Below are 26,181 nucleotides of genomic sequence, written 5' to 3'. Positions count from 1 at the left end.
CGTGCGGTCGATGTGCCCGGCGCGGCTAGACTATCGCCATGGACACGACCACTCTCGACCCCCTCTGGCATGAACGCTTCGCCGGCATCGATCGCCTTTACGGCCGTGGTGCGCTTGAGCGCTTCGCTGCTTGTCGGGTGGCTGTGGTCGGCATGGGCGGAGTCGGTTCGTGGGCGGTCGAGGCGCTGGCCCGCACCGGCATTGGCCAGCTGACCCTGATCGATGCCGACGACCTGTGCGTCTCCAATACCAACCGCCAGTTGCCGGCGCTGGATGGTCACTACGGTCGGGCCAAGGTCGAGGCGATGGCTGATCGTTGCCGGGCGATCAACCCGCTGTCGACGATCGATGCGGTGCCGAGCTTCCTGACCGCGGGCAATGTCGTCGAACTGCTGGGCGGCGGTTTCGACCTGGTGCTCGATGCCTGCGACAGCTTCCGCAGCAAGGTCGAGTTGATCGCCTGGTGCCGTCGCAACAAGTTGCCGCTGGTGGTGGTCGGCTCGGCCGGCGGCCGCACCGACGCCACCCAGGTCCGCGTGCGCGATCTCTCGCGGACCGAGCACGATGCGATGCTGGCATTGATCCGCAAGAAACTGCGTGCCGAGTTCAACTTCCCGCGCAGCCCGGGCCGCTACTTCAGCGTGCCGGCGGTGTACTCGCTGGAGAACGTGCAGTACCCGCAGGCGGATGGCACCGTCTGTGGCGTACGCCCGAAGGTTGATGGCGAGGCCGGCTTCAAGCTCGACTGCGGTGGCGGCCTTGGCGCCGCTACGCATGTCACCGGCGCCTTCGCCTTTGCCGCGGTCGGCAAGGCGATTGAAATACTGTTGAAGAAGCGGCCCCGGATGTAGCCTGGGCGAGGTGCCAGTCGCCAATCGCGGCCTATACCGTTCCTGCATCGGCGGATAGGCCGAACAAGCGTTCCGCATTGGCGGTGGTCGCACGCGCCAGTTCGGCCGGGTCCATGTCGCGCAGTGTGGCGATGGCGTCGAGTATGTGTGGCAGCCGCCCCGGCTCGTTGCGCTGGCCGCGGATACCGGCATCGGGCTGGTCGGGGGCGTCGGTTTCCAGCAGCAGGCTTTCGAGTGGAACGCTGGCCGCGAGACTATGCAGGCGGTTGGCGCGGTCGTAGGTCACCGGCCCGCCCAGGCCGATCAGGAAACCCCGGTCGAACAGGCGACGCGCCTGCTCGGAACTGCCGGAGAAACTGTGGACCACGCCGCGTAACGGGGCGAAGCGGCGGACGGTGGCGAGCACCGCGTCCACCGCGCGGCGGGCGTGGATGATGACCGGCAGTTCGAATTCACGTGCCAGTCGCAGTTGTCCTTCGAAATAGCGGGCCTGCAGTTCCGGGTCCAGGCCCGCTACGAAATGATCCAGCCCGCATTCGCCGACCGCGACCGGCCGCTCGCGTTCGATCCACTCGCGCAACCGGGACAGGTGTTCGGGGCGGTGCGCATCCAGGTACATCGGGTGCAGGCCGTAGGCCGGGTGCAGGCCGGGGTCGCGTGCGCAGACATCCTTCAGGGCCGGCCAGGTGCCGGCGGTGATGGCCGGCACGATCTGCCGGGTCACGCCGGCGGCACGTGCGCGGGCAACGACGGCATCCCGGTCGGCGTCGAATTCAGGTGCGTCGAGATGACAGTGGCTGTCGATCAACATGGCCACGCGGAAGCCCTGGGTGGGCGCTCAGGGATCGATATGGCGGGGCGGCTCGCCTTCGATGGTATTGCCGCTGGAGCGGGGCGGGCTCTTGCTGTTGCGATTTTTCCAGTTGGCCAGCAGCAGGGTGCCGAGCCCGAGCACCAGTTCGTCGATGAACGGAAGCGGATCGGGCACCAGCACGCTGATCGCAAACAGGATGGCGGTGATCTTGAACAGGGTCGGGTAGCGCAGTCCTCGCGCCCAGTTCATCAGCGGCAGCAGCAGGGGGTTGGCCATGGGACGCTCGCTTGATCGGGATGGTGTCCGGATTCGAGAACGCTATCACGTGTTCTGAACGCCATTCACCTTCGATCAGGCAAACGTGAGGAAAATCGGTGGCCGTTCAGGTTCGTGGTGCTGCAATCGAGTCATCAACCACGCGGGCCGAATCCCGCCGAAGGAGGTCCTGATGAACAAGAGCATGTTGGCGGTCGCGTTGGCATCCGTGCTGGTCGGTGGCATTGCCGTTGCGGCATACAACAGTTTCACCGGCAGCGATCGCGGCGCCGGGGCGATGCTCGAGGCGGAGCCCGCGATGGCTGATTCGGGCATTGATGCCGCAGTCGACGGCGCGCTTCCGCTGGACACCGGCCGGATCGATTTTGCCGAAGTCGTTTCGGTCAAGCCGGTAGCCGAGAAGCAGCAGTTGTATGCGGCCGTGATCGGCACCAGCCCGATCAGCGAGACCAGCACCACCAACACTCCGCGCCAGGTTTGTGAGGATGTGGTCGTGCACGAGCAGGCTCCGCGCAAGGATCCGAACAACGTTTCCGGCACCGTAGCCGGTGCGGTGGTCGGCGGTGCGCTGGGTAATCAGGTTGGCAGTGGCAGCGGCCGAAAGGCCGCCACGGTCGCTGGCGCGGTGGGCGGCGCTTTCGCGGGCCGTGCCATCCAGCAAAAGAGCGCCGACAACAGAGTCGTCGAACGTGTCGACCGCCAGTGCCGAACCGTGACCGACACCTCGCAGAGCACCCGCGTGACCGGCTACGACGTGACCTACCGCGCGCCGGACGGCTCGACCGGCACCAAGCGCATGAACAGCAAGCCGGGCGAGCGCATCCTGCTCGGCAACGAGGACGTGGTGGTCGGCTACGACGTGACCTACAGTTTCGAGGGCCAGGAGCGCACCGTGCGCATGGACGAAGAGCCGGGCGATCGCCTGCCGGTCGTCGACGGCAAGGTCGTGACCCAGACCGCCGATGCCGCGGAGCCTGCCAGCCGCGGCTGATCGCAGGGGCGGCGACAATGCAGTCATCCCGAGGGGCCGGAGCGATCCGGCCCCTTTCGTTTGCCTGGATGCGCCCCCGTACTGCGTTTTTTGCGCGCGGGACAGGGTGCCGGCGGGCAGCGGGTATCGATACAATGCCCGTTTACCCAACCGCGTGAGTTCATCATGGCCCTGCACCCGTACGACCTTTACGACGTCCGCTCCCTGTTGACCGAAGAGGAGCGCGCGGTGCAGGACACGGTGGCGCGCTTCACCGACGAGCGCGTGCTGCCGATCATCGGCGACTGCTTCGACGAAGGCCGGTTCCCGAAGGAGCTGGTCGGCGAGATCGCCGAACTCGGCCTGCTGGGTTCGTCGCTGCCGGAGCAGTACGGTTGCGCCGGCCTCAACGCGGTCAGCTACGGCCTGATCTGCCAGGAGCTCGAACGCGGCGATTCCGGCATCCGCAGCTTTGTCAGCGTGCAGTCCTCGCTGTGCATGTACCCGATCTACGCATATGGCTCGGAAGAGCAACGCCAGCGCTGGCTGCCCGACATGGCCGCCGGCAAGGTGATCGGCTGCTTCGGCCTGACCGAGCCGCACGGCGGTTCCGACCCGGCCAACATGAAGACCCATGCCAAGCGCGATGGCGACGACTGGGTCCTCAACGGCTCCAAGATGTGGATCACCAACGGCAACCTGGCCGATATCGTGATCGTCTGGGCGCAGACCGAGGACGGCATCCAGGGCTTTGTCGTCGAGAAGGGCATGGCCGGTTTCGCCGCCCAGGAGATCAAACACAAGATGAGCCTGCGCGCTTCGGTAACCAGCGCACTGTACTTCGACAACGTGCGTGTGCCCGAGGCCAATCGCCTGCCCAACGTGAAGGGCCTGAAGGGACCTCTGGGCTGCCTGACCCAGGCACGCTATGGCATCACCTGGGGGCCGATCGGTGCCGCCATCGCCTGCCTCGACGAGGCGCTGAACTATTCCAAGGAGCGCATCCTGTTCGACCGGCCGGTGGCGGCGACCCAGAGCGCGCAGATCAAGCTGGCCGAGATGGCCCGCCGGATCACCCTGGCGCAGCTGCTGGTCGTGCAGCTCGGCCGCCTCAAGGACGCCGGCACCATGCAGCCGCAGCAGGTGTCGCTGGCCAAGTGGAACAATTGCCGGATGGCGATCGACATCGCCCGCGAGTGCCGCGACCTGCTCGGCGGCGCCGGCATCACCACCGAGCACAGCGCGATCCGTCATGCGCTGAATCTGGAATCGGTGATCACGTACGAGGGTACCGAGACCGTGCACCAACTGGTGATCGGCCGGGAGCTGACCGGCATCAGCGCATTCTGACCCGGGGCCTGGCCATGGCATATGGCCGGGCGGAAACAGGGAGACTTCGAAGTGGGACTGGAGATCAAAGACGGCCCGGTCATCGAGACCGAACGCCTGATCCTGCGCGTGCCGCGGATCGATGACTTCGAGCGCTATGCCGAACATTTCGCTCATGACGGTTCACGGCATATCGGCGGCCCGCTGCTGCGTGGCGATGCATGGCGGCGCTTCCTGCAGATGCCCGGCGCCTGGTTGCTGCAGGGGTTCGCGATGTTCTCGGTGGTCGAGAAGGCCAGTGGCCTGTGGGTCGGGCAGGGCGGTCCATGGCAGCCCGATGGCTGGCCCGGCACCGAGGTCGGCTACTCGTTCCATCCCGACGCCTGGGGCAAGGGTTACGCCACCGAGACGTGCACCGCGGCGATCGACTGGGCATTCGACAATCTCGGCTGGACCGAAGTGATCCATTGCATCGCGCCGGCCAACACCGCCTCGCAGGCGGTCGCGCGCCGGTTGGGATCGCGCCCGCGGGGACCGGGGACCCTGCCGCCGCCGCTCGACGTGCATGAAGTAGACATTTGGGGGCAGACCCGCGAGGAGTGGCGGGCCCGTCGCGCGGGTGCGGCATCGTGATCACCGTCCATGGCTTCTCGCCTTCGGGCAACTGCCACAAGGTGCGACTGCTGCTGGAGCAGCTGGGCCGGGAATATCGCTGGGTCGAGGTCCGGTCCGATGATGGTTCCACCCGCACGCCCGGGTTCATTGCGAAGAACCCGAACGGCAAGGTGCCGATGATCGAGCTCGATGACGGCCGCGTGCTGGTCGAGTCGAACGCGATCCTGCACTGGCTGGCCGAGGGCACCGGTTACCTGCCCGACGACCCCTGGCAACGTGCGCAGGCGCTGAGCTGGATGTTCTTCGAGCAGTACAGCCACGAACCGTATATCGCCGTCGCACGATTCATCTGTGGCTGGACGCCGCTCGACTCCCCGCGCCGGGCCGAACTGCCCGTATTGCGGGAGCGTGGCCGCATGGCGTTGGCGGTCATGGAGCGTCACCTGCAGTCGCACGACTGGTTCACCGGCGCACGGTACGGCATCGCCGACGTCGCGCTGTTCGCCTATACCGATGTCGCCGGGCATGGCGGGATCGGCCTGGATCAGTTCCCGTGCGTCCAGGCCTGGCTGGAACGGGTCCGCTCGACGCCGGGGTTCGTGCCGATGCCGGCCCCGGATACGGTGGCCATGCGTCGCATCGACGAATCGGGCTGACCGGCCGCACGCCGCATTCCCGCCACGCAGCATGACCCGGGCCGGAGCCTGCTGATAAGGTCGATCCGGCGTCGAAGGGAGGTGCCGGTTGCAGTCCAGCGCGGACATACAGACAGGAACGGGTTGGCACCGGCGCGTAGCGCGCTGGTCCGGTCCGCTGCTCGGGCTGTTGGCCTTTCTGCTGGTGCCGGACGAGGCCGCTGGAGGCCTGTCGGTCGAAGGGCGCATGACCGCCGGCGTGGCGGTGTGGATGGCCGTGTGGTGGCTGGGCGAGGCGGTGCCGCTGGCGGCCACCGCGCTGTTGCCGGTGGTGCTGTTTCCGTTGCTGGGGCTGACCACGCCGGCCGAGGCGGTGCGGCCCTACGCCAGCGACATCATCTTCCTGTTTATGGGCGGCTTCATGCTCGGTCTGGCGATGGAGCGCTGGGGCCTGCATCGGCGCATGGCGCTGCGCATCCTGCTGCTGGTCGGTACAGGACCGCGGCGGCTGGTGGCCGGCTTCATGATCGCCGCCGGTTTTCTGAGCATGTGGATCTCCAATACTGCGGCGACGATCATCCTGTTGCCGGTGGGGGTGTCGGTGATCGGCATGTTGCTGCGCGACAGCGACGTGCCCGAGCACGAGGCGCGCCCGTTCGCCACCTGTCTGATGCTGGCGATCGCCTACGCGGCATCGATCGGCGGCTCGGCCACGTTGATCGGCTCGCCACCGAACCTGGTGGTTGCCAGCTATGCGCGCGAACGGCTGGATTGCGACATCACCATGCTGGCCTGGATGCGCTTCGGCGTGCCGGTGATGTTGGTGTTCCTGGGGCTGGCCTGGCTGTACCTGACCCGGCTGGCGTTCCCGGTCCGGATGCGAGCACTGCCGCAGGGCGATGCGCGGATCGGGGCCATGCTGGACGGCCTGGGGCCGATGGGGCGGGGCGAGCGGGTGGTGCTGGTGGTGTTCTCGCTGACCGCGATGGCGTGGATCCTGCGGCCGCAACTCGTCAGTTGGCTCGGGCTGCCGGGATTGACCGACGCGGTGATCGCCATGGCCGGCGCGCTGGTGCTGTTCCTGCTTCCCGGCGAACGTGCGCCGGGCGGGCGCAGCCGTGCCGCGCTCGACTGGGAAACGGCCGTGCGCCTGCCCTGGGGCGTGCTGGTGCTGTTCGGTGGTGGACTGTCCCTGGCGGCTGCGATCGGCATGCACGGTGTCGACAGCTTCATTGCCAGCGGCCTGTACGGGCTGGCCGGTGCGCCGATGCTGCTGGTGATATTCGCGGTGGCGGTGCTGGTGATCTTCGCCACCGAGCTGACCAGCAACACCGCGATGGCCACTGCATTCACCCCGGTGCTGGCCGCCGTCGCGCTGGGGCTGGGCGTGCCGGTGATGCCGCTGCTGGTCGCGATCGCACTGGGTGCCAGCTATGCCTTCATGCTACCGGTGGCCACCCCGCCTAACGCGATCGTGTTCGGCTCGGGCCACGTGAGCATCGGGCAGATGATGCGGGCCGGCATCGTCCTGAACATCGTGGGCGTCGTGCTGGTGACGCTTGCCGCTTCGCTGGCCGGCGGTGGGCTGTGTGCCGGGTAGGAGAGCCGCATCGCGCAAGCAGTGCATCACGAATGGTGTCCCGCGCACGTGCGGGCAACGCGGCGGTATAGGAGAATGACCGGCTTCCGCCCAGCCTCCTGTCCAGACCGAAATGACCTTCAAGCCCGTTCCCGATCCGATCCCGGCACGCATGCGCGGCCTCAACCGTGCCGAGATCTGCGATGTCAATTTCAGCGAGTTCGTGAAGGCCTGGGACGGTCGCGCCGATGCGCGCCCGGCCGACGGCGAAGCCATCCTGGAGGGCAGTGCGCTGGATGCACGGGGTTTTCGCGAGCTGTTCGAATCGCAGCTGGTCAGCCGCCACCTCGACCTGATGGCGCGCGTGCTGCGGGTGCAGAACAAGGTTTTCTACACCATCGGTTCGTCCGGCCACGAGGGCAACGCGATGGTCGCGCGGCTCACGCGCCACACCGATCCGGCCTTCCTGCACTACCGCAGCGGCGGCTTCATGGCCGAGCGGTTCCGCAAGCTGCCTGGCACGGATGGTAAACCGCGTGATCCGGTGATGGATTCGGCGCTGTCGTTCGCGGCCAGCAAGGACGACCCGGCCAGTGGCGGGCGCCACAAGGTCTGGGGCAGCAAGCCGTTGTGGGTGCTGCCGCAGACCTCGACCATCGCCTCGCACCTGCCGAAGGCACTGGGCACCGCGGTCGCGATCGAGGCCGGCAGGCGCCTGGGCGTGGAGTTGCCGGTGCCCGACGACAGCATCGCGATCTGTTCGTTCGGCGATGCTTCGTCCAACCACGCCACCGCGCAGACCGCGTTCAACGCCGCGGCCTGGACCGCCTACCAGAAGCTGCCGGCACCGGTGCTGTTCGTGTGCGAGGACAACGGCATCGGCATTTCGGTCAAGACCCCGGGCGGCTGGATCGGCAACCGCTTCCGCAACATGGACGGGCTGGATTATTTCACCGCCGATGGCCTGGATCTCGCGACCGGCTATGGCGACGTGCAGCGTGCGGTCGAGCATTGCCGCAACACGCGCCGCCCGACCTTCCTGCACCTGCGCACCAACCGGATCATGGGTCATGCCGGCACCGACTTCGAGATCGAGTGGCGTTCGATCGCGGAACTTTGCGCGGTCGAGGCGGCCGATCCGCTGTTGCGTTCCGCGGCGATCGCGCTCGAGTCGGGTCTGATGTCGAAGGACGAGGTGCTCGATCTCTACGAATCGACCCGCAAGCGCTGCTTCGCTGCCGCCGAGGAGGCCGACCGCCGCCCGAAGCTGGAAAAACTCGATGAGGTCGTCGCGCCGCTGGCGCCGTACTCACCCGACAAGGTGAAGGCGGAAGCCGAGCGCATCGACTACGCCGAGCGCCGCCTGCAGGCCTTCGGCAGCGAGGCGAAGCTGCCGGAGAGCCAGCCGCCGCGCCACCTCGCGATCCAGATCAACAACGCCCTGCACGACACCTTCGCCAAGTACCCCGACACCCTGCTGTTCGGTGAGGACGTGGCGCAGAAGGGCGGCGTCTACACGGTGACCAAGGGCCTGCAGAAGGCGTTCGGCCCGCGCCGTGTGTTCAATACCCTGCTCGACGAGACGATGATCCTCGGCATGGCGCAGGGCTTCGCCAACATGGGCATGCTGCCGATCCCGGAGATCCAGTATCTGGCCTACTTCCACAATGCCTGCGACCAGATCCGCGGCGAGGCGGCCAGCCTGCAGTTCTTCAGCAATAACCAGTTCGCCAACCCGATGGTGGTGCGCATCGCCGGGCTCGGCTACCAGCGCGGCTTCGGCGGCCACTTCCACAACGACAACTCGATCACCGCGCTGCGCGACATCCCGGGGCTGGTGGTCGGCTGCCCGTCGCGCGGCGACGATGCGGTGACCATGCTGCGCACGTTGACCGCGTTGTCGAAAGTGGACGGCCGGGTGTCGGTGTTCCTTGAGCCCATCGCCCTGTACATGGCCAAGGATTTGTACGAGGCGGGCGACGGCGGCTGGTTGACCGCGTTCCCGTCGCCGGGTGAGGCGATGCCGCTGGGCGAGGGGCGTGTCTACGGCGAGGGCAACGACGATCTGGTGATCTTCACCTACGGCAACGGCGTGCCGATGAGCCTGCGTGCCGCGCGCGCGATCGAGAAGACGCACGGCTGGAAGTGTCGCGTCGTCGACCTGCGTTGGCTGGTACCGCTCAACGAGTCGTACATCCGCGAGCAGGCGGCGAGTGCCAAACGCATCCTGATCGTCGACGAGGGCCGCCACAGCGCCGGCGTCGGCGAAGGCATCATCACCGCGATCATCGAAGGCGGCTATGGCAGCCGGCCGTTCCGCCGCGTGGTGGGCGCCGATACCTACACGCCGCTGGCGGGTGCGGCGTTCGCGGTGATTCCGTCGGAAGAGTCGATCGTGGAGGCGGCCGCAAGCCTGGAGAAGTGATCAGCCAGAGCGCTATTTCGTACTTGTCGTGCTTGGCGGGAGCTTTCCCGTTTCGTGGACGGCTTGCAGGGAGCGCTGCTGGGCCCGGATGCGACGGAAAGTGCCCCTCTCCCCGCAAGGAGGAGAGAGGCAAGTCCTGAGCGTGTTGCCGGGTAATGTCAGCACCCGATTGCGTTACACACGGGCACCAGGTTGTTGCTGCTGAAGCGCGGGCCAACGTAGGCACTGCCAAAGCTACCGATGTGCGGTCCACTGACTACGGCGTTGACGTGATTGCCACTGTGCGAGTTGTGCGTGTAGTTGCGCAGCCAGCCGCCGCCACTGCTGCCGTAGGTCATGTCGCAGCCCTGCACCAGCACATCGGCGCCCTCGGCTGAGGAATAACCGGTCATGCCATAACAGGCGTGGGTGTACTGGGTGCTCAGGTTGCTGGCGTAGCCGACCGACAGGTGGTACTCCGAGTATGGCTGGTTCCAGCTTCGTCCCAGCCAGCCGACATAGCTGGTCACCGGCAACCCGCTCGACGGGTTGTTGGCCAGTTTGATGGCCGCCAGATCCCAGCGGCGCCCGCCATTGCTGATCCAGTTGGGAGAAACGGTGGCCATTGTCCAGCCGTAGCTGCCATAGGGGGCTTCTCCGTAGCGATCGGCCGGCACGAACACGAAGTTCGAGTTCCAGCCCTGGCCGCGGGTATACACGCAGTGTGCGGCGGTCAGAATCACCGAGTTGCCGCTGGCAACGTTGGCGGTGCAGTAGGAGCTGCTGCCGTTGGGCTTCTTGAAGTACAGCTTGCCGACCTTGTTCCACGGCGGCACCTTCCAGCGCGAGGTGTAGTAATTGCCCGTGAAGCGGTAATACGGATAGCTGCCGTCACTCTCGATCGAGTAATCATCCAGCGCCTCCTTCTTCTCGTCTTCGTCCATGGCTTCCATGACCTCCCATGCCCGGGGGAAGTGCTGGCGTGCCAGATAGTCCGCAAACGGCGGTGCCGCACCGCCCGCTTCGGCGCCGGCGGGCCCTCGGGGCAGGTCTTCCTGCGCATCGCTGGCTTCCGACGCTGCCTCCATGCTCGCGTCCCAGGCGAGTGGCTTGGTGGCCCTGCGTTGTTCTGCAGTGGCGAAGGGATGCCCTTGCGGTCCCTTGCGGAGGCTCTGCTGTGCTCCCTTGGGGGCGTCGAGGCGCAAAACTTCACCATCCGGAGTGCGAACCAGCGTTTCGCGGGCTTCACCGGCAAAGACGGACGTTGTCAGGGGGATCAACGCGGCCAACAACGCAAGCCGCAGGGTTGAACGATCTGTGCTGCGAGTACTCGCATCATGCGTATGAACTTCCATTTCACTGCTCCTGATAGCTACTGCTCCGATATTTCGAAGAGCGGGCTGGACGGGAAGAAACCGGCCGATGTCTCCAACCCGAATGACGAAAGGCCGGTTACAGGAGTCAAACGCAGCAGAATTTGAAAAGCGGACAACCCGGCGAGGAAGGTTGTTTGGATCGATACCGCGACACCGCCCAGAGCAGTACGTCGCGTCACGCGACCTGTTTATGGTCTGCTCAGTTGCGGTAGAGCAGATACCCGTACACCAGCAGCGAGAGGCCGACGTAGCCGAAGTCCACCAGGCTGCGCCGCCGGGGATTGTCCCTGGACCGTGTGACATCCAGCAGGAACTGCCGCAGCAGGAAGGTGTAGAGCACGTAGTACAGGAACGGGACGACGTGCACGTACCACGGATAATCTTCGATCTTCTTGTCGAAGACCCCGAGTATCCAGCCGATCTGGCTGTAGATGCCGAGGATGCCGAGCTCGGCGTTGATCAGCATCCATTTGACCTCGTCGACCCCGAACAGCGTGAGGTAGAAGGCCAGGTAGACCGCGATGGCGAGTCCGCCATGCATGTAGAGAAAACCAAGGTCGGGCGCGTCGCTCGAGTAGGCCAGCAGGAATCCGGACAGCCCGAACGCAAGCATGTGGACCATGAAGAACGGATAGATGAAGTACCCGGGGAAATCCGGGCGTACTGTCTGGACTTCCGTGGATCTGTGCTTGCGCTTCCTGATCGTCATCGTCCGTGTCCATCAGTCCGCAGGATGCGGTGGGGCAGGGGGTGCGTGCTCGAGGTGGTGCCACCCTTCCGCTGTGATCGCAGCGATGTCGCGCCCACCATCGCGCGCCATCCGGACCCAACCCGGCCCGGGTCGTCCACCGATGGGGCTGTCGCCCAGCCACGCCAATGCGCGCATCAGTACGCTCATGCGCAGGGCCAGTTTCTTGCACAGCCGTGGCAGCGACATGCTGCCTTCGGGCTCGCGTGCCAGCGTCGACAGGATCGCATCGACCAGAGCCGGATCGACGGGGATGGAGGCGTTGTCGAGGTCGTTGGCCGCTTTCATGAGACGGACAGGACGCGCGATTGCTGTTTGGTCATCGAGTCGGACTCGGGATGTTGGGGTTGCACGGATTCGAGCCAGTTGGCCGTCCCGAAAGGGGCTGTCCACGGACTTGGTTGCTTCGTAGAATGTGCCTGCCGTGAGCACATACGGCATAGCTAAGGAGCCAGCTTCGGATGCTCGATGCCGGCGAACTCCGATTTCGATAAGGAACTATCGATATGTCCAAGTTTAAAGTTTTCAGTAGCCTAGTTGTCATGGTCGCCGCGCTAACGTTTCCAGTAGGGGATGCGCAGGCGCAATCGCTTTTCAAGTACACCAGTCAGCAGGGCGATTACATCGGTCTGGGAACGGATGGGCAGTACGATGCCCGGAATGCACGATTCACGCTGCATGGGAATGCCGGATACCTGACGCTTGTCGTCGATGGTAATGATGGGGCGTGGTGGCACATCAACCTGGCGGCCCCTAGTGGGCAGACTTTCCGCCCGGGGCGCTATTATCACGCTGAGCGGGCGCCATTCCGGACCGGCTTGTCACCTGGTGTCGATGTAGGCGGCAATGGGCGCGGTTGTAACGAGACATGGGGCTCGGTTTTCGTTCGTCAGATCGAGACCAATGAGGAAGGAGAGGTGACTGCACTTGAAGCCAGATTTACGCAGCGCTGCGAGCAAGCGACGGCTCCGGCACTGAGTGGACTGGTGCGCTACAACGCCTCCCCGAAGTTCCTGCATCTCGTCAGTGAGCCAGGTGATTATATTGGCGGCGGCATAAACAAGGCCTATTTTGGGGATACAAGTGTTTTTACCGTCAGCGGTACCAATACCTACCTACACTTTGCGGCTTCGGGGCAGCGAGACGACTGGTGGGCGACCATCGCTCCCCCGACCGGACAGAAGCTCAGGAAGGGTACGTACGAGACTGCGCGCTTTGCGGATGAATCTCGTGCCGGGCTGGATTTCAGTGGCAACGGCCGGGGTTGCAACAACAGTTCCGGCGAGCTGACCATCACCAGTATCGTTACCAACGAACAGGGTGAGGTAACGAAGCTGAATGCGAGTTTCGAGCAGCATTGTGAAAGCGGGGCGGCCGCACTCCGGGGTGTCATCCGCTATCACCACTGAGTTCGTGCTTCATCGGGGCCGGTAACGGTGCAATTACCGGCCCTGTGGTGCCGTTGATGTGGTTTTGGAACCAGTGCGATCAAGTCCCGATTGCAGTGGCAGTTCGGTTAGGGCGGTGCCACCTGTATCGAGAATTGCTCCATTGCGATCCAGAGGCAGAATTGCGAGTAGCTCAAATCCGTTGTCGGCTGTAGATACCACTTTGCCGATACTGCGCCCGTCCTGGATGACTCCTGCACCAGGGACGAGGGGGATTCCAGCGCGAAGACGTACCAGTCCGCGCTTGGCCTTGCCGAGGTAGTGGGTGCGGGCGACGATTTCCTGGCCCGGGTAGCAGCCCTTCTTGACGCTGAAGGCCTTCAGGCGTTCGAGCGACAGTTGCTGCGGCGTCCATTGTTCCAGCTGGGAGGCTTCCAGCCGTGGCAGCCCGTGGGCGAGGTCGGCCTGCCGCCAGCGGGCGACGGCCTGTGGGTCGGGTTCGCCGGGCATGGGACCGATACGGAGGCAGCGCGGACCGCCTTCGCCGCCCATGTCGAGCTCCAATGAGTCGACCTCCAGCGAGCCGTCGGCCAGCCACGCGGCCTGGTTGCCGGCGGCTTCGACGGGCGCCGCGAAACCGCCCGATACGGACAGCCCGGTCGGCACGTCGAGCACGAGCTTGCTTCGGAATACGAATCGTTCCAGTGCCTCGATCAGCGTCGAGGGCGCGGTATCGGGCAGGCACAGCCACAGTGTTTCGGCATCGATACGGATCAGGGCGAACAGGGCGACCACGCGGCCCTTGGGCGTCAGCCAGCCGCTCCATTGCCACTGTCCGTCCTGCAACGCGTTGACATCGTTCATGAATTGGGCCTGTGCGAACGCGATCGCGTCGCGCCCGTGCAGGCGTACGAGAGCGTGGTCGGGCAGTGCAAAAAACGGGCCGGGAATGCCCTGTGGCTTGTCAGACATGGGGTGCGGGATTAAGCTTCGTCGCCGAGATGATAGGCGAAACGACTCCCGAACCCGCTTCCGAGACGCCCGAGGTTCCGGCCGGCGCACCGGTCACCGGGGATGCCAAGGCGGCCGAGGTCGGGGGACGAGAAGGGCCGGAGCCCACGCGCTACGGCGATTGGGAAAAGAACGGCCGCTGCATCGATTTCTGACGCTGTCCTCAGCGCCCCGTCCAGATCACCAGGTCATCCGCGAACACGTTCCTTCCCGCCACGCGGCCGCGCCGCCCAGCCGAGATTGCCATTACGCCCATGGCGAGTCCCCAACGCCCCCTGTCACCCCATCTGCAGGTCTATCGCTGGCAGATACAGATGGTGACCTCCATCCTGCATCGGGCCACCGGTGTGATCCTCGCCATTGGCAGCCTGTTGATTGCCGCAGCCCTGGTGGCGCTGGCCGCCGGCCCCGAGCACTGGGCCAAGGTCACTGCCTGCGCGACCTCGCCATTGGGTTTCCTGATCCTGTTCGGCTGGAGCTGGGCGTTCGCCTACCACCTGCTCAACGGCATCCGCCATCTGGTGCAGGACGCGGGTTACGGCTACCCGATCGCAAGCTTCGTGCGCAGCGGCTGGGTCAGCGTGTTCGGCAGCCTGGCCCTGACCGCGATCGTCTGGGTCATCGCCATACTCCAGCGGGGTGGCGCATGAGCAACAACAACCATCGCCTGCGCAATCCGCTCAAGACCGCGCGCGGGCTCGGGTCGGCGAAGGATGGCACCCACCACTTCATCGTCCAGCGCATCACCGCGGTGGCGCTGGTGTTCCTCGGCCTGTACGTGCTCGGCCTGCTGGTCCACCTGGCCGGTGCCGACTACGCCACGGTCCGCGCGGCCGTCGCCAATCCCTGCAACGCGGTGATCCTGGTCGCGTTCCTGCTGTCGATGTTCTGGCATGCCCAGCTCGGCCTGCAGGTCGTCATTGAGGACTACGTGCACACGCCGGGCCTCGCGGTGGCCTCGCAGCTTGCCATCCGTTTCATCTGTGCACTCGCGGCCATCGCCAGCGTGCTCGCCGTCATCCGCATCGCGCTGGGGTAATCCGACATGCCTGCCTACAAGATCCACGAACACACCTTCGACATGGTCGTCGTCGGTGCCGGCGGTGCCGGCCTGCGCGCGACCTTCGGCCTGGCCCAGAAAGGCCTGAAGACCGCCTGCATCACCAAGGTATTCCCGACCCGCTCGCATACCGTCGCCGCCCAGGGTGGCGTGGCCGCCGCGCTCGCCAACATGGGCGAGGACGACTGGCGCTACCACTTCTTCGATACCGTCAAGGGTTCGGACTGGCTGGGCGACCAGGACGCGATCGAATACATGTGCAAGGAGGCCATCCCGGCCATCATCGAGCTCGAGCACTATGGCGTGCCGTTCTCCCGCACCGAGGACGGCAAGATCTACCAGCGCCCGTTCGGTGGCATGACCACGAAGATGGGCGAGGGCCCGCCGGCGCAGCGCACCTGCGCCGCCGCCGACCGCACCGGCCACGCGATCCTGCACACCCTGTATCAGCAGTCGCTGGCACACGACGCGCAGTTCTTCATCGAGTATTTCGCGCTCGACCTGATCATGGATGCCGACGGCGCCTGCCGCGGCGTGCTCGCGCTCGACCTGTCCACCGGCGAGCTGCACCTGTTCAAGGCCCAGGGCACGGTGCTGGCGACCGGCGGCTATGGCCGCGCCTACTTCTCCGCGACCTCCGCCCATACCTGCACCGGTGACGGCGGCGGCATGGTCCTGCGCGCCGGCCTGGCGATGCAGGACATGGAGTTCGTGCAATTCCATCCGACCGGCATTTACGGCGCCGGCTGCCTGATCACCGAGGGCGTGCGAGGCGAGGGCGGCATCCTGCGCAACTCCAACGGCGAACGCTTCATGGAGCGCTACGCACCGAGCGTGAAGGACCTGGCGCCGCGCGACATGGTCAGCCGCTCGATGACGATCGAGATCCGCGAAGGCCGCGGCGTCGGCGAGCACAAGGACCACATCCTGCTCGACCTGACCCACCTCGGCCCCGAGGTCATCCACGAGAAGCTGCCGGGTATCGCCGAGTCGGCGCGCATCTTCGCCGGCGTCGACGTCGAGAAGGAACCGATCCCGGTCATCCCGACCGTCCACTACAACATGGGCGGCATCCCGACCAACTACCACGGCGAGGTGGTGCAGCTGAAGGGCGGCAACCCGGACGCGGTGGTCCCGGGGCTGTACGCGATCGGCGAGGCCGCGTGCGTGTCGGTGCACGGCGCCAACCGCCTGGGTTCGAACTCGCTGCTCGACCTGGTGGTGTTCGGCCGCGCAGTGGCCAACCGCGCCGCCGAGACGGTCAAGCCCGACGGTGCCCAGGCACGCCTTGCCGGCGATGCCTGCGATGCCGCGCTGGCCCGCCTCGACAAGTTGCGCAATGCGAGTGGTGATACACCGACTGCGGTCATCCGCGACAAGATGCAGCGCGCCATGCAGTCCAACGCGGCGGTGTTCCGCACCGGCGAGACCCTGTCCGAGGGCGTGCAGAAGGTCCGCGAGATCCATGCCTCGTTCGCCGACGTCAAGGTCAGCGACCGTTCGCTGGTCTGGAACTCGGACCTGATCGAGACCTACGAGCTGTCCAACCTGCTGGGCCAGGCGCTGGCGACGATCGTTTCGGCCGAGAACCGCACCGAGTCGCGCGGCGCGCACGCGCGCGAGGACTTCCCCGAGCGCGACGACACGAACTGGCTCAAGCACACCCTGTGTTCGGTGGCCGAGGACGGCACCACTTCCATCGACTACCGCCCGGTGCACATGCATACGTTGACCAACGACGTCGACGTGGTGCCGCCGAAGAAGCGCGTTTACTGATCCGGAGCGAGCACCCGTGGCCGAATTCACCCTCCCGAAGAACTCGCAGATCCAGAAGGGCCGTCACCACAAGGCGGCCGGCGGCAAGAACATCCGCAGCTTCAAGGTCTATCGCTGGAATCCGGACGATGGCCTGAACCCGCGCACCGACACCTACGAGGTGGACCTGGATGCGTGCGGGCCGATGGTCCTGGACGCGCTGATCAAGATCAAGAACGAGATCGACCCGACCCTGACCTTCCGCCGCTCCTGCCGCGAAGGCATCTGCGGTTCGTGCGCGATGAACATCGACGGCACCAACACGCTGGCCTGCACCAAGGCGATCAGCGACTGCGGCAAGGCCGAGGTGCCGATCTATCCGCTGCCGCACATGGAAGTGGTCAAGGACCTGGTCCCGGACCTGACCCATTTCTATGCCCAGTACGCGTCGATCAAGCCGTGGCTGCGCACCCAGAGCCCGGCGCCATCCGACCGCGAGCGCCTGCAGTCGCCGGAGGACCGCAAGAAGCTCGACGGCCTGTACGAGTGCATCCTGTGTGCCTGCTGCACGACCAGCTGCCCGAGCTACTGGTGGAACGGTGACCGCTACCTTGGCCCGGCGGTCCTGCTGCAGGCCTACCGCTGGATCGCGGACTCACGCGACGAGGACACCGGAGCCCGTCTGGACGATCTGGAAGATCCGTTCAAGTTGTACCGCTGCCACACGATCATGAACTGTGCGCGGACCTGCCCGAAGGGATTGAACCCGGCGCAGGCGATCGGCGAGATCAAGAAGCTGATGCTGGCGCGTCGCGTTTGAGTCGGCGCCGCCTATTCGATCCCGGGAGGGCGTGCGCGAGCGCGCCCTTTCTTTTTTGCGGCAAGCTTCGCCACGGCAACAAGGAGATGACGATGGACGACAAGGCAATCTGGTGGCCCGCGGTAGCAATGGTCGCGTTGACCTGCGTGGTCTGGTTCCGCATGTACTTCATGCGCATCGGGCAGATGAAGCGCGAGCGGATCCACCCTCAGGCGGTGGCGACCTCGGCTCAGGCCACGGCGCGGTTGACCGACAGCCGCGCAGCCGACAGTTTCCGCAACCTGTTCGAGCTACCGGTGCTGTTCTACCTGGCGTTGTGCGTGGCCGCCTTGAGCGGGGAGGTGACCACCGCGGTGCTGGTGCTGGCCTGGCTGTTCGTCGCGCTGCGGGTGCTGCACAGTGCGATCCACTGCACCTACAACAAGGTCATGCATCGCTTCAAAGCCCATCTGGTCGGCGGCCTGGTGCTGTGGGCGCTGTGGGGCGTACTTGTGTGGGGGCTGTTGAAGTGAACGAAGCCGACGAGCGCGAGCTGTCCCGTCTGCGCTGGCGTTGCCGGCGCGGCATGCGCGAACTCGACCGGTTGTTCGAGCGCTACCTCGATCGCGCATGGCGGGAAGCGCCGACCGTAGAGCGGGAGGTTTTCCTACGGCTGCTGGACATCGAGGACGATAGGCTCTGGCACTGGTTCATGGGCCACGAAACGCCTTCCGATGCCGAACTCGACACGCTTGTACAAAGGATCCGAAGCCTCCCGCCTGCCGGTTGAGGCACAGGGAGGGTCATCCTCGCAAGTACGGGGATCCCCGGCCTCCTGCATTCGTGGCGGTGACGACTGGGTCGGCGAGGGGAGATTCGCATGGAGGCCGTCGCGATTCCTGGTCGCGATCCTTGCCCTGCTTGGGGCGCTGGCGGCGTTTTCCGCCCTGCAATCGGACCTGCCGGCGACGATGGCCTGGCCGCTGGCCGGCGCCGCCCTCGCGTATGGTTCCTGGCTGGCTTGGGTGGAGTTCCGCCGCCCCGGTTTCGAACTGGTAGTAACTGGCAATGACTCGATCCGTATCGATGGTCGCCCGGTGGAGACATTCCGGCTAGTCTGGCGCGGGCCGCTGGGGTTCATGTCGTGGCGGCAGTCCGAAGGGCGTATGCAGCGCCGGCTGTGGCTGCCCGACACCCTGCCGGCCCCGACTCGACGTGAACTGCGGCTTGCATTGATGCGTGCCGAACCTGCCCGCGAGGCCGGATCGGTGGCACCATAGTCCGCTATGTTGAAACCCATCTCCGTCGCCATCGGCCTGCGCTACCTGCGTGCCAAACGCCGCAATGGCTTCATATCCTTCATCTCGTTCGCGTCCATCGCCGGTATCGGCCTGGGCGTGATGGCATTGATCACCACGCTTGCGGTGATGAGCGGCTTCCAGCTCGAGATCCGCGATCGCATGCTGCAGATGGTCGCCCATGCCACGGTCAGCGCCTATGGCGAACCGTTACAGGACTGGCAGTACGCGGTCGATACCGCACTGGCAGACCCGCGCGTGGCCGGCGCTGCACCGTACATCGAGAAGGAAGCATTGTTGTCGGGCAGGCGCAACCAGCCGGCGATGGTGCGCGGTATCTTGCCGGAACGCGAGGCCACCACCTCGGTGCTTGCTGACAAGATGGTGGCCGGCGAGCTGGATTCGTTGACGCCGGGCAGCTTCAACATCGTGCTTGGACGAGAGCTGGCGATGTGGCTCGGCGTCGACATCGGTGACAGTGTGATCGTAACCACCTCCGACATCCGAAGTACCCCGGTTGGTGCAGTTGCCCAGCAGAAGCGCTTCACCGTGACCGGAACCTACGAGATCGGTCACCAGGAATTCGACAGGGGGCTGGCGGTAGCCCATGTGAACGACATGCAGCGCCTGTTGCGGATGGGGGAGGGTGTCACCGGCGTACGCTTGCGCCTGCACGACATGGACCGGGCCTGGGACGTCGCTCGTGACCTCGCGCTGAAACTGGAGGGGCCCTACAACGTCAGTGACTGGGCGACCCAGAACGCCAACATGTTCTACGCACTGAAGGTTGAGAAGACGCTGGTCGGGCTGCTGTTGTCGCTGCTGATCCTGTTGGGCGCATTCAACCTGGTGTCCTCACAGGTGATGCTGGTCACCGACAAGCAGGCCGATATCGCGATCCTGCGCACGCTGGGCCTGACTCCGGAAGGGGTCATGAAGGTATTCATGGTGCAGGGCTCGATCATCGGCATCATTGGTACCGTGCTTGGAGTGATTGGAGGCATCCTGCTGACACTCAACCTTGAGCACATCCTGCTCGGGATCGAGCGCATGACCAGCTTCAACCTGCTGCCATCGGCCGACGTGTACTACATCACCGGACTGCCGACGGACATGCAGGCGATGGACATCGTCCTCATTACCGGTGTTGCACTGGTGATGGCTTTCCTGGCGACCCTGTACCCGGCCTGGCGCGCCGCACGCACGGCCCCGGCGGAGGCGCTGCGTTATGAGTAATCCTGCCGATTCCATCAGAGATTCCATCAGAAACACCGCCGTCATCCATTGCGATGGCCTGGCCAAGACCTACAGCGAGGGCTCGCTGCGCACGCACGTGTTTCATGATCTGCACCTGGAAGTGGCGCGCGGAGAGACCGTCGCGATCCTCGGTGCGTCCGGTGCCGGCAAGAGCACCCTGTTGCACCTGCTGGGGGGGCTGGATGTCCCGACCGCGGGGGAAGTGTACGTCGACGGACACAGGATGAGTCGCCTTTCCGACGCCGCGCGGGGCCAGCTGCGTAACCGTGCGCTCGGCTTCGTCTACCAGTTCCACCACCTGTTGCCCGAGTTCACCGCGCTGGAAAACGTGATGTTGCCGGTACTGCTGGGAGGCATGGAACATGACGATGCCGAAGCGCAGGCGCGGGGCCTGCTCGAATCCGTCGGCCTCAGCCACCGGCTCGACCACAAACCCGGTGAACTGTCGGGTGGCGAACGCCAGCGCGCTGCGGTTGCCCGGGCGCTGGTCAACAAGCCGGCCTGCGTACTGGGTGATGAGCCGACCGGCAACCTCGACGAGAAGACCGCAGCGACCGTATTCGAGCTGATGCTGTCGTTGAATCGAGAACAGGGCACCAGCCTGGTGTTGGTGACCCATGCGCGCAGCATGGCGCGCAAGCTCGATCGTGTGCTCGAGCTGCATGAAGGCAAACTCAGGGAAGTCTCACCGGACGAGGTCTGAACCATGGAAGAAGCGGCAAGGACGCCGTTTAGCCAACCCCGCCCGCCGACACCGGCACATCCCTCCGTGCCGCTGTTCGGCGTGGCTACGGCATCGATGCTGCTGGCCGGTATCACCGCCATGCTGCTGTTGCCGCGGATGCCACCGTGGCCGCTGTGCGCGGCACTGCTGGCGGTCGGCTTCGCGCTGCTGTGGCGCGGACGCCGGGTGGCCGCCGCCGCGCTGCTCGGTGCCGGTCTGGCCGGGTTGCATGTGGTCCATGCGCTGTCGCTGCAGTTGCCGGTCGCGCTGGAGCGTTCGGATATCGTGGTCAGCGGCCGCATCGTCGATTTGCCGGAGCACGACCCTCGACGCACCCGCTTTGCTTTCCGGGTTGCCCGCGACGGCGGTCAGCACGATGCCCTGCGTGGTCGCCTGCTCAGGCTGGCCTGGTACGACGACGACATCGAGGCGCGTTCGGCCTTGCGTGCCGGCCAGCACTGGCGCTTTACCGTCCGCGTGCGTGCGCCACGCGGGTTGAGCAACCCGGGCGGATTCGACAGCGAGAAATACGCTCTGGCACGCCGCATCGCCGCCCACGGCTATGTGCGCGACCCCGACCAGGCCGTGCGGCTGAGGCCGGGCCGTGGCATCAACGCTTGGCGCGAGTCGATGGCCGAACGGATCGAAGCGGCGGTGGAGTCGCCATCGTCGCGTTTCGTTCGGGCGCTGGCGCTGGGGGATACCCGGGGGCTCGACGATGACGACTGGGCGCTGCTGCGTGCCGATGGGCTGACCCACCTGGTGGCGATTTCCGGCCTGCATGTCGGCCTGGTTGCCGGTTTCGCCGCATTGCTGGGCAGTGCCGTGTGGTGGCTGGTTCCGGCCCTGGGCCGCAGATGGCCGCGGCCGATCGCCGCTGCGATGGTGGGATTGATCGCCGCTGCCGTGTACGCGGCGGTGGCGGGATTCGCACTGCCGACGGTACGGGCGCTGCTGATGGTCGTCACGGTGGCGATGATGCGGGTGCTGCGGCGGCGCCTGAGCCTGCCCGACGCGCTGGTCACCGCAGCGATGGTGATCCTGCTGGCCGACCCGCTGTCGCCATTGATGTCCGGTTTCTGGCTCAGCTTCGCCGGGGTCGCCTGGCTGGTCTGGTGCCTGCCGGATATCGAACGCAGCCCGGTGCGCGGATTCCTGTCGGCGCAGGCGGTGGCCACCATCGGCCTGCTGCCATTGGGCGTGGTGCTGTTCGGCCAGGCCTCGCTGGCGGGGCCGCTGGCCAATCTGGTCGCGGTCCCATGGTGGACGATGGTGGTGACCCCGCTGGTGCTGGTCGGGACCTTGCTCGAAGCGGTGCATGTCGGTGCGGGCGAGTGGCTGTGGCGGCTGGCGACGTTCTGCTTCGACCTGGCATGGCCGCTGTTCACATGGCTGGGCAACGGTCCGATGGCGGTGGCCTGGCTGCCCGAGTCGCGCTGGTTCGCGCTGCCGCTGGCAATGCTCGGTGCATTCTGGTTGTTGCTGCCCCGTGGCCTGCCCGGGCGGCCGTTGGCCCTGTTGTTGTGGCTGCCGCTGCTGCTGCCCGCACGCAACCTGCCGGCGCCGGGCGAGGCCGAATTGCTGGTGATCGACGTGGGGCAGGGCACCTCGGTGCTGGTGCGCACCGCCAACCACAGCCTGCTCTACGACATGGGGCCGGCGGTCCGCGATGGCTACGATGCCGGCGAGCGTGCGGTGGTGCCGGCGCTGCGCGCACTGGGCGTGCGGCAGCTCGATCGCGCCGTTGTCAGCCACGCTGACAACGACCATGTCGGCGGGCTGGAGGCGGTGGTGCGCGAGTATCCGGTCGACAGCCTGTGGGCGTCGCCGGGTTCGGGCGTGGAGGCGGCCCGTGGCTGCGTGGCCGGGGACGCCTGGTGGTGGGACGGAGTCGGGTTCAGCTTCCTGCATCCGACGCCGTACTTCCCCTATTCCGGCAACGAGGCCAGCTGCGTGCTGCGGATCGAGACCGCCCACGGCAGCGCGTTGCTGACCGGCGACATCGGCGCGGTGGTCGAACGCATCATGCTCAAGCGGCAGCCGCAGCAGGTGCGTGCCGAGGTGGTGCTGGTCGGTCATCACGGCAGTGCCGATTCCTCCGATCCGGCCTTTGTCGAGGCGACTGGTGCGCGTCTCGCGGTTGTTTCCAGTGGCTTCGGCAACCGTTTCAGGCACCCCCGGCCGGAGGTGGTCGAGCGCTGGCGCGCGGCCGGGGCGGAAGTACCGGATACCGCACGCGACGGTGCCCTGCGCATCCGGCTCGGCCCCGACGGGCCATCGCTGGAAGCGAGACGCCGGACACAGCGACGGCTCTGGGACGCCCAGGCGCGACTGGAAGGGAGCGTGGCCGTCCCATGACTGGGCTATCCTATCGGCCGGATTGGGACGGCCCCGGGGCCGGAGGTTTGCGAGTGCTCGAATTGGTCAAGGCCGGCGGCTGGCCGATGATTCCACTGCTGCTGCTGTCGCTGGTCGCCCTGGCGATCATCGTTGAACGTGCATGGACCCTGCGCCGTGCCTCGGTATTGCCGCCGGGGCTGGGCGAGGAGGTCCGGGCCTGGGCCGGGCGCGGCAAGCTCGATCCGGCGCACATCGACTCGCTGCGCCGGACCTCGCCGCTGGGCACGCTGCTGGCCGCCGCGCTGGACGTGCGCAACCGTCCGCGCGACCAGGTCCGCGAGCGCATCGAGGACGTCGGCCGCCATCTCGTGCACCGCATGGAGCGCTACCTCAACACCCTGGGCACGATCGCCGCGGCCGGCCCGCTGCTGGGCCTGTTCGGTACCGTGGTCGGCATGATCCAGATGTTCCTGGTGATCGGCGATTCCGGCATCGGCGACGTCAATCAGCTTGCCGGCGGCATCGGCAAGGCACTGGTCTGCACCGCCACCGGCATGATCGTGGCGATCCCGGCGTTGATGATGCACCGCTGGTTCCGCGGCCGGATCGGCGAGTACATCGTGGCGATGGAGCATGAGGCGATCACGTTGCTCGACACCCTGGACCCGGCCGGCCGGGGCAAGGCGACCCCTGCCGCGAAGCCTGCGGCCCCGGTCCCGGCCAAGGCCACCGCCTGAGGCCGCCCGGATGCGTATCCAGGACCATCGCGCGTTCGATGAGCCGGAGATCAACCTGATCCCGCTGATCGACGTGATCCTGGTGTTGATCATCTTCTTCGTGGTCACCACCACCTTTGATGCCCGCTCGGTGCTCAAGCTGCAGTTGCCGCAGGCCAGCGGCGAACCGAACGAATCCAATCAGGCGCTGAGCGTGCTGGTCAATGCCGACGGTCGCTTCTTCGTCGACGACCGCGAGGTGATCCGCGACGATATCGAGTCGTTGAAGGCGACGGTCGCCGAGGTCGCCGGCAACGACCGCGAGCGTCCGGTGCTGCTGCGTGCAGATGCCCGCACCCCGCACCAGGCGGTGGTCACCGCCTACGATGCGCTCGGCCAGCTCGGTTTCAAGCGGGTGATGATTGCCACCGCCCCGCAGAACGGTGGCGCGGGTGGGGCAGGAGCCGGGACGGCCCCATGAGCCAGCCCACGGGAGACGCCTGGCCGATCTACCGGCGGCTGCTCGCATTCGCGCGGCCGTACCGCCCGTTGCTGCTGCTGGCGTTGGCCGGCATGGTGATCGAGGCTGCGGCCGGCGGCGCCTTCACCAAGCTGATGGAGCCGGTGGTCAACGAGACCTTCATCCAGCAGGAGTCCGGACTCAAGGTCTGGCTGCCGCTGATCATCGTCGGTCTGTTCATGGTTCGCGGCATTGCGGGCTACATCGCCGATGTGGGCATGGCGCGTGCCGGCCGTGGCATCTCGCGCGACCTGCGGGTGATGGTGCTGGACAAGTACCTGCGCCTGCCCGGCCAGCGTTTCGACAGCGAACCGGTGCCCACGATGCTGGTGAAGCTGGGCTCGGACAGCGATCAGGTCGCGCAGGCCGCGGTCGATGCGATGAAGGTCATGTTGCAACAGTCCTTCCAGATCATCGCCGCGCTGATCGTGATGCTGTGGACCAGTTGGCAGGTGACCTTGGCGATCCTGGTCGTCGCGCCGCCGCTGGCCTGGATGATCGACAAGGTCGGCAAGCGCTATCGCCGCATCAGCCACCGTATCCAGGAAAGCGGTGGGTTGCTCATGCAATCGGCCGACCAGGCGCTGTCGAACCATCAGGAGGTCAAGGTCTACGGCGCCCAGGACGTGGAGATGCAGCGCTATGCGGCGCAGGCCGAGCGTCACCGCCGGCTCAGCATCAAGGTCGAGTCCACCCGTGCCATGTCTTCGGCGGTGGTGCAGCTGATGGGCTCGGTGGGGTTGGCCGTGTTGTTGATCCTGGCCGGCCACGAGGCCGCCGCCGGGCGGCTCAGCGCGGGCGGATTCGTCGCCCTGATGATCGCGATGACAGCGATCATTCCGTCGCTGAAGTCACTCACCAATGTGCAGGGCGTGCTGCAGCGGGGCGTGGCTTCGGCCGAGCGCCTGTTCAACGTGCTCGATGCCGAGGATGAAGTCGACACCGGCACCCGCGCCCTCGATCGCGCGCAGGGTGTGCTGGAATTCCGAGACGTGACCGCGCGCTACCCGGGGCAGGAGACGCCGGCCCTGGCCGATGTCAGCTTCACCGCGCGCCCCGGCACGGTCACCGCGATCATCGGCCGTTCCGGCAGCGGCAAGAGCAGCCTGATCAAGCTGATCCCGCGTTTCTACCCATCCGAATCGGGCGAGATCCTGCTCGACGGTCATCCGCTCGATGAATATCGCCTGGCCGACCTGCGTCGCAACATCGCCCTGGTTGGCCAGCAGGTGATGCTGTTCGACGGCTCGGTGGCGGCCAATGTCGCCTATGGCGAGCTGGAGCAGACCACGCCCGCGCAACTGGAGGCCGCCGTACGCGGCGCCAACGCGATGGAGTTCGTCGAGAAGCTGCCGGAGGGTATCGACACCGGCATCGGCAACAAGGGCGGCAAGCTGTCCGGCGGACAACGCCAGCGCCTGGCGATCGCTCGTGCGATGCTCAAGGATGCACCGGTGCTGATCCTCGACGAGGCCACCGCCGCGCTCGATGCCGAATCCGAGCGGCTGGTGCAGGATGCGCTCGAACACCTGATGCCGAACCGCACCACCCTGGTCATCGCGCACCGGCTGGCGACCATCGAGCACGCCGATCAGGTGCTGGTGATGGATGCCGGCCGGATCGTCGAACGCGGCACCCATGCCGAACTCCTCGCCGCCGGCGGCCTGTACGCGCACCTGCATCGGCTGCAGTTCCGCGAGACGTAATGAGCATGAC

At 66.1% G+C, this 26,181-nt stretch carries 27 protein-coding genes and 1 pseudogene; 22 read left to right on the top strand and 6 right to left on the bottom strand.

What is annotated here, in order from left to right; translation table 11 throughout:
* Positions 1-38 precede the first annotated feature (38 nt).
* Positions 39-851, top strand: coding sequence for a tRNA threonylcarbamoyladenosine dehydratase (locus FKV23_RS08940; protein ID WP_141623539.1), 813 nt, complete (start codon positions 39-41; stop codon positions 849-851).
* Between the two features lie 31 nt (positions 852-882).
* On the opposite strand, the gene FKV23_RS08935 is transcribed toward FKV23_RS08940, so the two are convergent.
* Positions 883-1,662, bottom strand: a complete 780-nt coding sequence (locus FKV23_RS08935) for a TatD family hydrolase (protein ID WP_407067673.1) — start codon at positions 1,660-1,662, stop codon at positions 883-885.
* A gap of 27 nt (positions 1,663-1,689) precedes the next feature.
* Positions 1,690-1,941: a DUF6116 family protein gene (locus FKV23_RS08930; RefSeq protein WP_141623538.1), complete on the bottom strand. Its 252-nt coding sequence runs from the start codon at positions 1,939-1,941 to the stop codon at positions 1,690-1,692.
* Positions 1,942-2,113: 172 nt separating this feature from the next.
* Here FKV23_RS08930 and FKV23_RS08925 point away from each other — a divergent pair, with 172 nt between their 5' ends.
* The 6 genes from FKV23_RS08925 to FKV23_RS08900 all read left to right on the top strand — a co-directional run bounded on the left by FKV23_RS08925 (position 2,114) and on the right by FKV23_RS08900 (position 9,494).
* Complete coding sequence (locus tag FKV23_RS08925; protein WP_141623537.1) at positions 2,114-2,932, top strand: glycine zipper 2TM domain-containing protein; 819 nt, start codon at positions 2,114-2,116, stop codon at positions 2,930-2,932.
* A 165-nt stretch (positions 2,933-3,097) separates the two neighbouring features.
* Positions 3,098-4,261 (top strand): acyl-CoA dehydrogenase family protein, encoded by a 1,164-nt coding sequence (locus FKV23_RS08920; protein WP_141623536.1) that lies wholly within the window; start codon positions 3,098-3,100, stop codon positions 4,259-4,261.
* Between the two features lie 51 nt (positions 4,262-4,312).
* Complete coding sequence (locus tag FKV23_RS08915) at positions 4,313-4,873, top strand: GNAT family N-acetyltransferase (protein ID WP_407067620.1); 561 nt, start codon at positions 4,313-4,315, stop codon at positions 4,871-4,873.
* Positions 4,867-5,511: a glutathione S-transferase family protein gene (locus tag FKV23_RS08910; RefSeq protein WP_407067672.1), complete on the top strand. Its 645-nt coding sequence runs from the start codon at positions 4,867-4,869 to the stop codon at positions 5,509-5,511. The genes FKV23_RS08915 and FKV23_RS08910 overlap by 7 nt, the downstream gene beginning before the upstream one ends.
* A gap of 88 nt (positions 5,512-5,599) precedes the next feature.
* A complete protein-coding gene (locus FKV23_RS08905) occupies positions 5,600-7,090 on the top strand; it encodes an SLC13 family permease (RefSeq protein WP_141623534.1) in 1,491 nt (496 codons plus the stop codon).
* A 112-nt stretch (positions 7,091-7,202) separates the two neighbouring features.
* Complete coding sequence (locus tag FKV23_RS08900) at positions 7,203-9,494, top strand: thiamine pyrophosphate-dependent enzyme (protein ID WP_141623533.1); 2,292 nt, start codon at positions 7,203-7,205, stop codon at positions 9,492-9,494.
* A gap of 158 nt (positions 9,495-9,652) precedes the next feature.
* Here the strand turns inward: FKV23_RS08900 and FKV23_RS08895 are convergent, their stop codons facing one another.
* From FKV23_RS08895 to FKV23_RS08885, 3 genes are all read right to left on the bottom strand, one after another.
* A complete protein-coding gene (locus FKV23_RS08895) occupies positions 9,653-10,561 on the bottom strand; it encodes a trypsin-like serine peptidase (protein ID WP_141623532.1) in 909 nt (302 codons plus the stop codon).
* A gap of 487 nt (positions 10,562-11,048) precedes the next feature.
* On the bottom strand, positions 11,049-11,558 hold the full coding sequence (locus FKV23_RS08890; protein WP_141623531.1) for a hypothetical protein: 510 nt from the start codon (positions 11,556-11,558) through the stop codon (positions 11,049-11,051).
* Between the two features lie 12 nt (positions 11,559-11,570).
* A complete protein-coding gene (locus FKV23_RS08885) occupies positions 11,571-11,852 on the bottom strand; it encodes a hypothetical protein (protein ID WP_141625125.1) in 282 nt (93 codons plus the stop codon).
* Positions 11,853-12,103: 251 nt separating this feature from the next.
* Between FKV23_RS08885 and FKV23_RS08880 the strand changes: the two genes are divergently transcribed.
* Positions 12,104-13,006, top strand: coding sequence for a hypothetical protein (locus FKV23_RS08880; protein ID WP_141623530.1), 903 nt, complete (start codon positions 12,104-12,106; stop codon positions 13,004-13,006).
* Between the two features lie 33 nt (positions 13,007-13,039).
* Here FKV23_RS08880 and ygfZ read toward each other — a convergent pair whose 3' ends face one another.
* On the bottom strand, positions 13,040-13,957 hold the full coding sequence (gene ygfZ, locus FKV23_RS08875) for a CAF17-like 4Fe-4S cluster assembly/insertion protein YgfZ (protein ID WP_141623529.1): 918 nt from the start codon (positions 13,955-13,957) through the stop codon (positions 13,040-13,042).
* Positions 13,958-13,986: 29 nt separating this feature from the next.
* Between ygfZ and FKV23_RS08870 the strand changes: the two genes are divergently transcribed.
* The 14 genes and pseudogenes from FKV23_RS08870 to msbA all read left to right on the top strand — a co-directional run bounded on the left by FKV23_RS08870 (position 13,987) and on the right by msbA (position 26,171).
* Positions 13,987-14,151 (top strand): DUF1674 domain-containing protein, encoded by a 165-nt coding sequence (locus FKV23_RS08870; RefSeq protein WP_141623528.1) that lies wholly within the window; start codon positions 13,987-13,989, stop codon positions 14,149-14,151.
* A gap of 99 nt (positions 14,152-14,250) precedes the next feature.
* Positions 14,251-14,646 carry a succinate dehydrogenase, cytochrome b556 subunit gene (gene sdhC / locus FKV23_RS08865; RefSeq protein WP_141623527.1) on the top strand — a complete coding sequence of 132 codons (396 nt, stop codon included), beginning with the start codon at positions 14,251-14,253 and terminating at the stop codon, positions 14,644-14,646.
* On the top strand, positions 14,643-15,035 hold the full coding sequence (gene sdhD / locus FKV23_RS08860) for a succinate dehydrogenase, hydrophobic membrane anchor protein (protein WP_141623526.1): 393 nt from the start codon (positions 14,643-14,645) through the stop codon (positions 15,033-15,035). Before sdhC ends, sdhD begins: the two co-directional genes overlap by 4 nt.
* A gap of 6 nt (positions 15,036-15,041) precedes the next feature.
* Positions 15,042-16,832, top strand: a complete 1,791-nt coding sequence (sdhA, locus tag FKV23_RS08855) for a succinate dehydrogenase flavoprotein subunit (RefSeq protein WP_141623525.1) — start codon at positions 15,042-15,044, stop codon at positions 16,830-16,832.
* Positions 16,833-16,848: 16 nt separating this feature from the next.
* A complete protein-coding gene (locus FKV23_RS08850) occupies positions 16,849-17,631 on the top strand; it encodes a succinate dehydrogenase iron-sulfur subunit (RefSeq protein ID WP_141623524.1) in 783 nt (260 codons plus the stop codon).
* A 92-nt stretch (positions 17,632-17,723) separates the two neighbouring features.
* Positions 17,724-18,143, top strand: a complete 420-nt coding sequence (locus tag FKV23_RS08845; protein WP_141623523.1) for an MAPEG family protein — start codon at positions 17,724-17,726, stop codon at positions 18,141-18,143.
* The gene (locus FKV23_RS08840; RefSeq protein ID WP_279633002.1) at positions 18,140-18,400 is read left to right on the top strand and encodes an FAD assembly factor SdhE; all 261 of its coding nucleotides are present in this window, start codon (positions 18,140-18,142) and stop codon (positions 18,398-18,400) included. Before FKV23_RS08845 ends, FKV23_RS08840 begins: the two co-directional genes overlap by 4 nt.
* Before the next feature lie 181 nt (positions 18,401-18,581).
* Positions 18,582-18,890 (top strand): hypothetical protein, encoded by a 309-nt coding sequence (locus FKV23_RS08835; protein ID WP_244243956.1) that lies wholly within the window; start codon positions 18,582-18,584, stop codon positions 18,888-18,890.
* A gap of 6 nt (positions 18,891-18,896) precedes the next feature.
* Entirely contained in the window at positions 18,897-20,144 is a 1,248-nt protein-coding gene (locus FKV23_RS08830) for a lipoprotein-releasing ABC transporter permease subunit (protein WP_141623522.1), read from the top strand.
* Positions 20,137-20,868 (top strand): lipoprotein-releasing ABC transporter ATP-binding protein LolD, encoded by a 732-nt coding sequence (gene lolD, locus FKV23_RS08825; protein WP_141623521.1) that lies wholly within the window; start codon positions 20,137-20,139, stop codon positions 20,866-20,868. Before FKV23_RS08830 ends, lolD begins: the two co-directional genes overlap by 8 nt.
* A gap of 96 nt (positions 20,869-20,964) precedes the next feature.
* Positions 20,965-23,383 (top strand): annotated as a pseudogene (locus FKV23_RS08820) (DNA internalization-related competence protein ComEC/Rec2).
* Entirely contained in the window at positions 23,301-23,966 is a 666-nt protein-coding gene (locus FKV23_RS08815; RefSeq protein ID WP_141623520.1) for a MotA/TolQ/ExbB proton channel family protein, read from the top strand. Before FKV23_RS08820 ends, FKV23_RS08815 begins: the two are co-directional and overlap by 83 nt.
* A 10-nt stretch (positions 23,967-23,976) precedes the next feature.
* Positions 23,977-24,426: an ExbD/TolR family protein gene (locus tag FKV23_RS08810; RefSeq protein WP_141623519.1), complete on the top strand. Its 450-nt coding sequence runs from the start codon at positions 23,977-23,979 to the stop codon at positions 24,424-24,426.
* Positions 24,423-26,171, top strand: coding sequence for a lipid A export permease/ATP-binding protein MsbA (msbA, locus tag FKV23_RS08805; protein ID WP_141623518.1), 1,749 nt, complete (start codon positions 24,423-24,425; stop codon positions 26,169-26,171). Before FKV23_RS08810 ends, msbA begins: the two co-directional genes overlap by 4 nt.
* The last annotated feature ends 10 nt before the right edge of the window (positions 26,172-26,181 follow it).

This window comes from Lysobacter alkalisoli (assembly GCF_006547045.1).
GTDB classification, from domain to species: domain Bacteria; phylum Pseudomonadota; class Gammaproteobacteria; order Xanthomonadales; family Xanthomonadaceae; genus Marilutibacter; species Marilutibacter alkalisoli.
Note: the sequence above shows the minus strand (reverse complement) of the source record. Positions and strands in the feature narration are given on the sequence as shown.

Bases quoted from the DNA above. Each gene is read 5' to 3' on its own strand.
- FKV23_RS08940 (WP_141623539.1), top strand. From the start codon at position 39: ATGGACACGACCACTCTCGACCCCCTCTGGCATGAACGCTTCGCCGGC.
- FKV23_RS08925 (WP_141623537.1), top strand. From the start codon at position 2,114: ATGAACAAGAGCATGTTGGCGGTCGCGTTGGCATCCGTGCTGGTCGGT.
- ygfZ (WP_141623529.1), bottom strand. From the start codon at position 13,957: ATGTCTGACAAGCCACAGGGCATTCCCGGCCCGTTTTTTGCACTGCCC.
- FKV23_RS08830 (WP_141623522.1), top strand. From the start codon at position 18,897: ATGTTGAAACCCATCTCCGTCGCCATCGGCCTGCGCTACCTGCGTGCC.
- FKV23_RS08930 (WP_141623538.1), bottom strand. From the start codon at position 1,941: ATGGCCAACCCCCTGCTGCTGCCGCTGATGAACTGGGCGCGAGGACTG.
- FKV23_RS08935 (WP_407067673.1), bottom strand. From the start codon at position 1,662: ATGTTGATCGACAGCCACTGTCATCTCGACGCACCTGAATTCGACGCC.
- msbA (WP_141623518.1), top strand. From the start codon at position 24,423: ATGAGCCAGCCCACGGGAGACGCCTGGCCGATCTACCGGCGGCTGCTC.
- sdhA (WP_141623525.1), top strand. From the start codon at position 15,042: ATGCCTGCCTACAAGATCCACGAACACACCTTCGACATGGTCGTCGTC.
- FKV23_RS08845 (WP_141623523.1), top strand. From the start codon at position 17,724: ATGGACGACAAGGCAATCTGGTGGCCCGCGGTAGCAATGGTCGCGTTG.
- FKV23_RS08890 (WP_141623531.1), bottom strand. From the start codon at position 11,558: ATGACGATCAGGAAGCGCAAGCACAGATCCACGGAAGTCCAGACAGTA.
- FKV23_RS08810 (WP_141623519.1), top strand. From the start codon at position 23,977: ATGCGTATCCAGGACCATCGCGCGTTCGATGAGCCGGAGATCAACCTG.
- FKV23_RS08880 (WP_141623530.1), top strand. From the start codon at position 12,104: ATGTCCAAGTTTAAAGTTTTCAGTAGCCTAGTTGTCATGGTCGCCGCG.
- lolD (WP_141623521.1), top strand. From the start codon at position 20,137: ATGAGTAATCCTGCCGATTCCATCAGAGATTCCATCAGAAACACCGCC.
- FKV23_RS08870 (WP_141623528.1), top strand. From the start codon at position 13,987: ATGATAGGCGAAACGACTCCCGAACCCGCTTCCGAGACGCCCGAGGTT.
- FKV23_RS08895 (WP_141623532.1), bottom strand. From the start codon at position 10,561: ATGGAGGCAGCGTCGGAAGCCAGCGATGCGCAGGAAGACCTGCCCCGA.
- FKV23_RS08920 (WP_141623536.1), top strand. From the start codon at position 3,098: ATGGCCCTGCACCCGTACGACCTTTACGACGTCCGCTCCCTGTTGACC.
- sdhD (WP_141623526.1), top strand. From the start codon at position 14,643: ATGAGCAACAACAACCATCGCCTGCGCAATCCGCTCAAGACCGCGCGC.
- sdhC (WP_141623527.1), top strand. From the start codon at position 14,251: ATGGCGAGTCCCCAACGCCCCCTGTCACCCCATCTGCAGGTCTATCGC.
- FKV23_RS08900 (WP_141623533.1), top strand. From the start codon at position 7,203: ATGACCTTCAAGCCCGTTCCCGATCCGATCCCGGCACGCATGCGCGGC.
- FKV23_RS08835 (WP_244243956.1), top strand. From the start codon at position 18,582: ATGGCCTGGCCGCTGGCCGGCGCCGCCCTCGCGTATGGTTCCTGGCTG.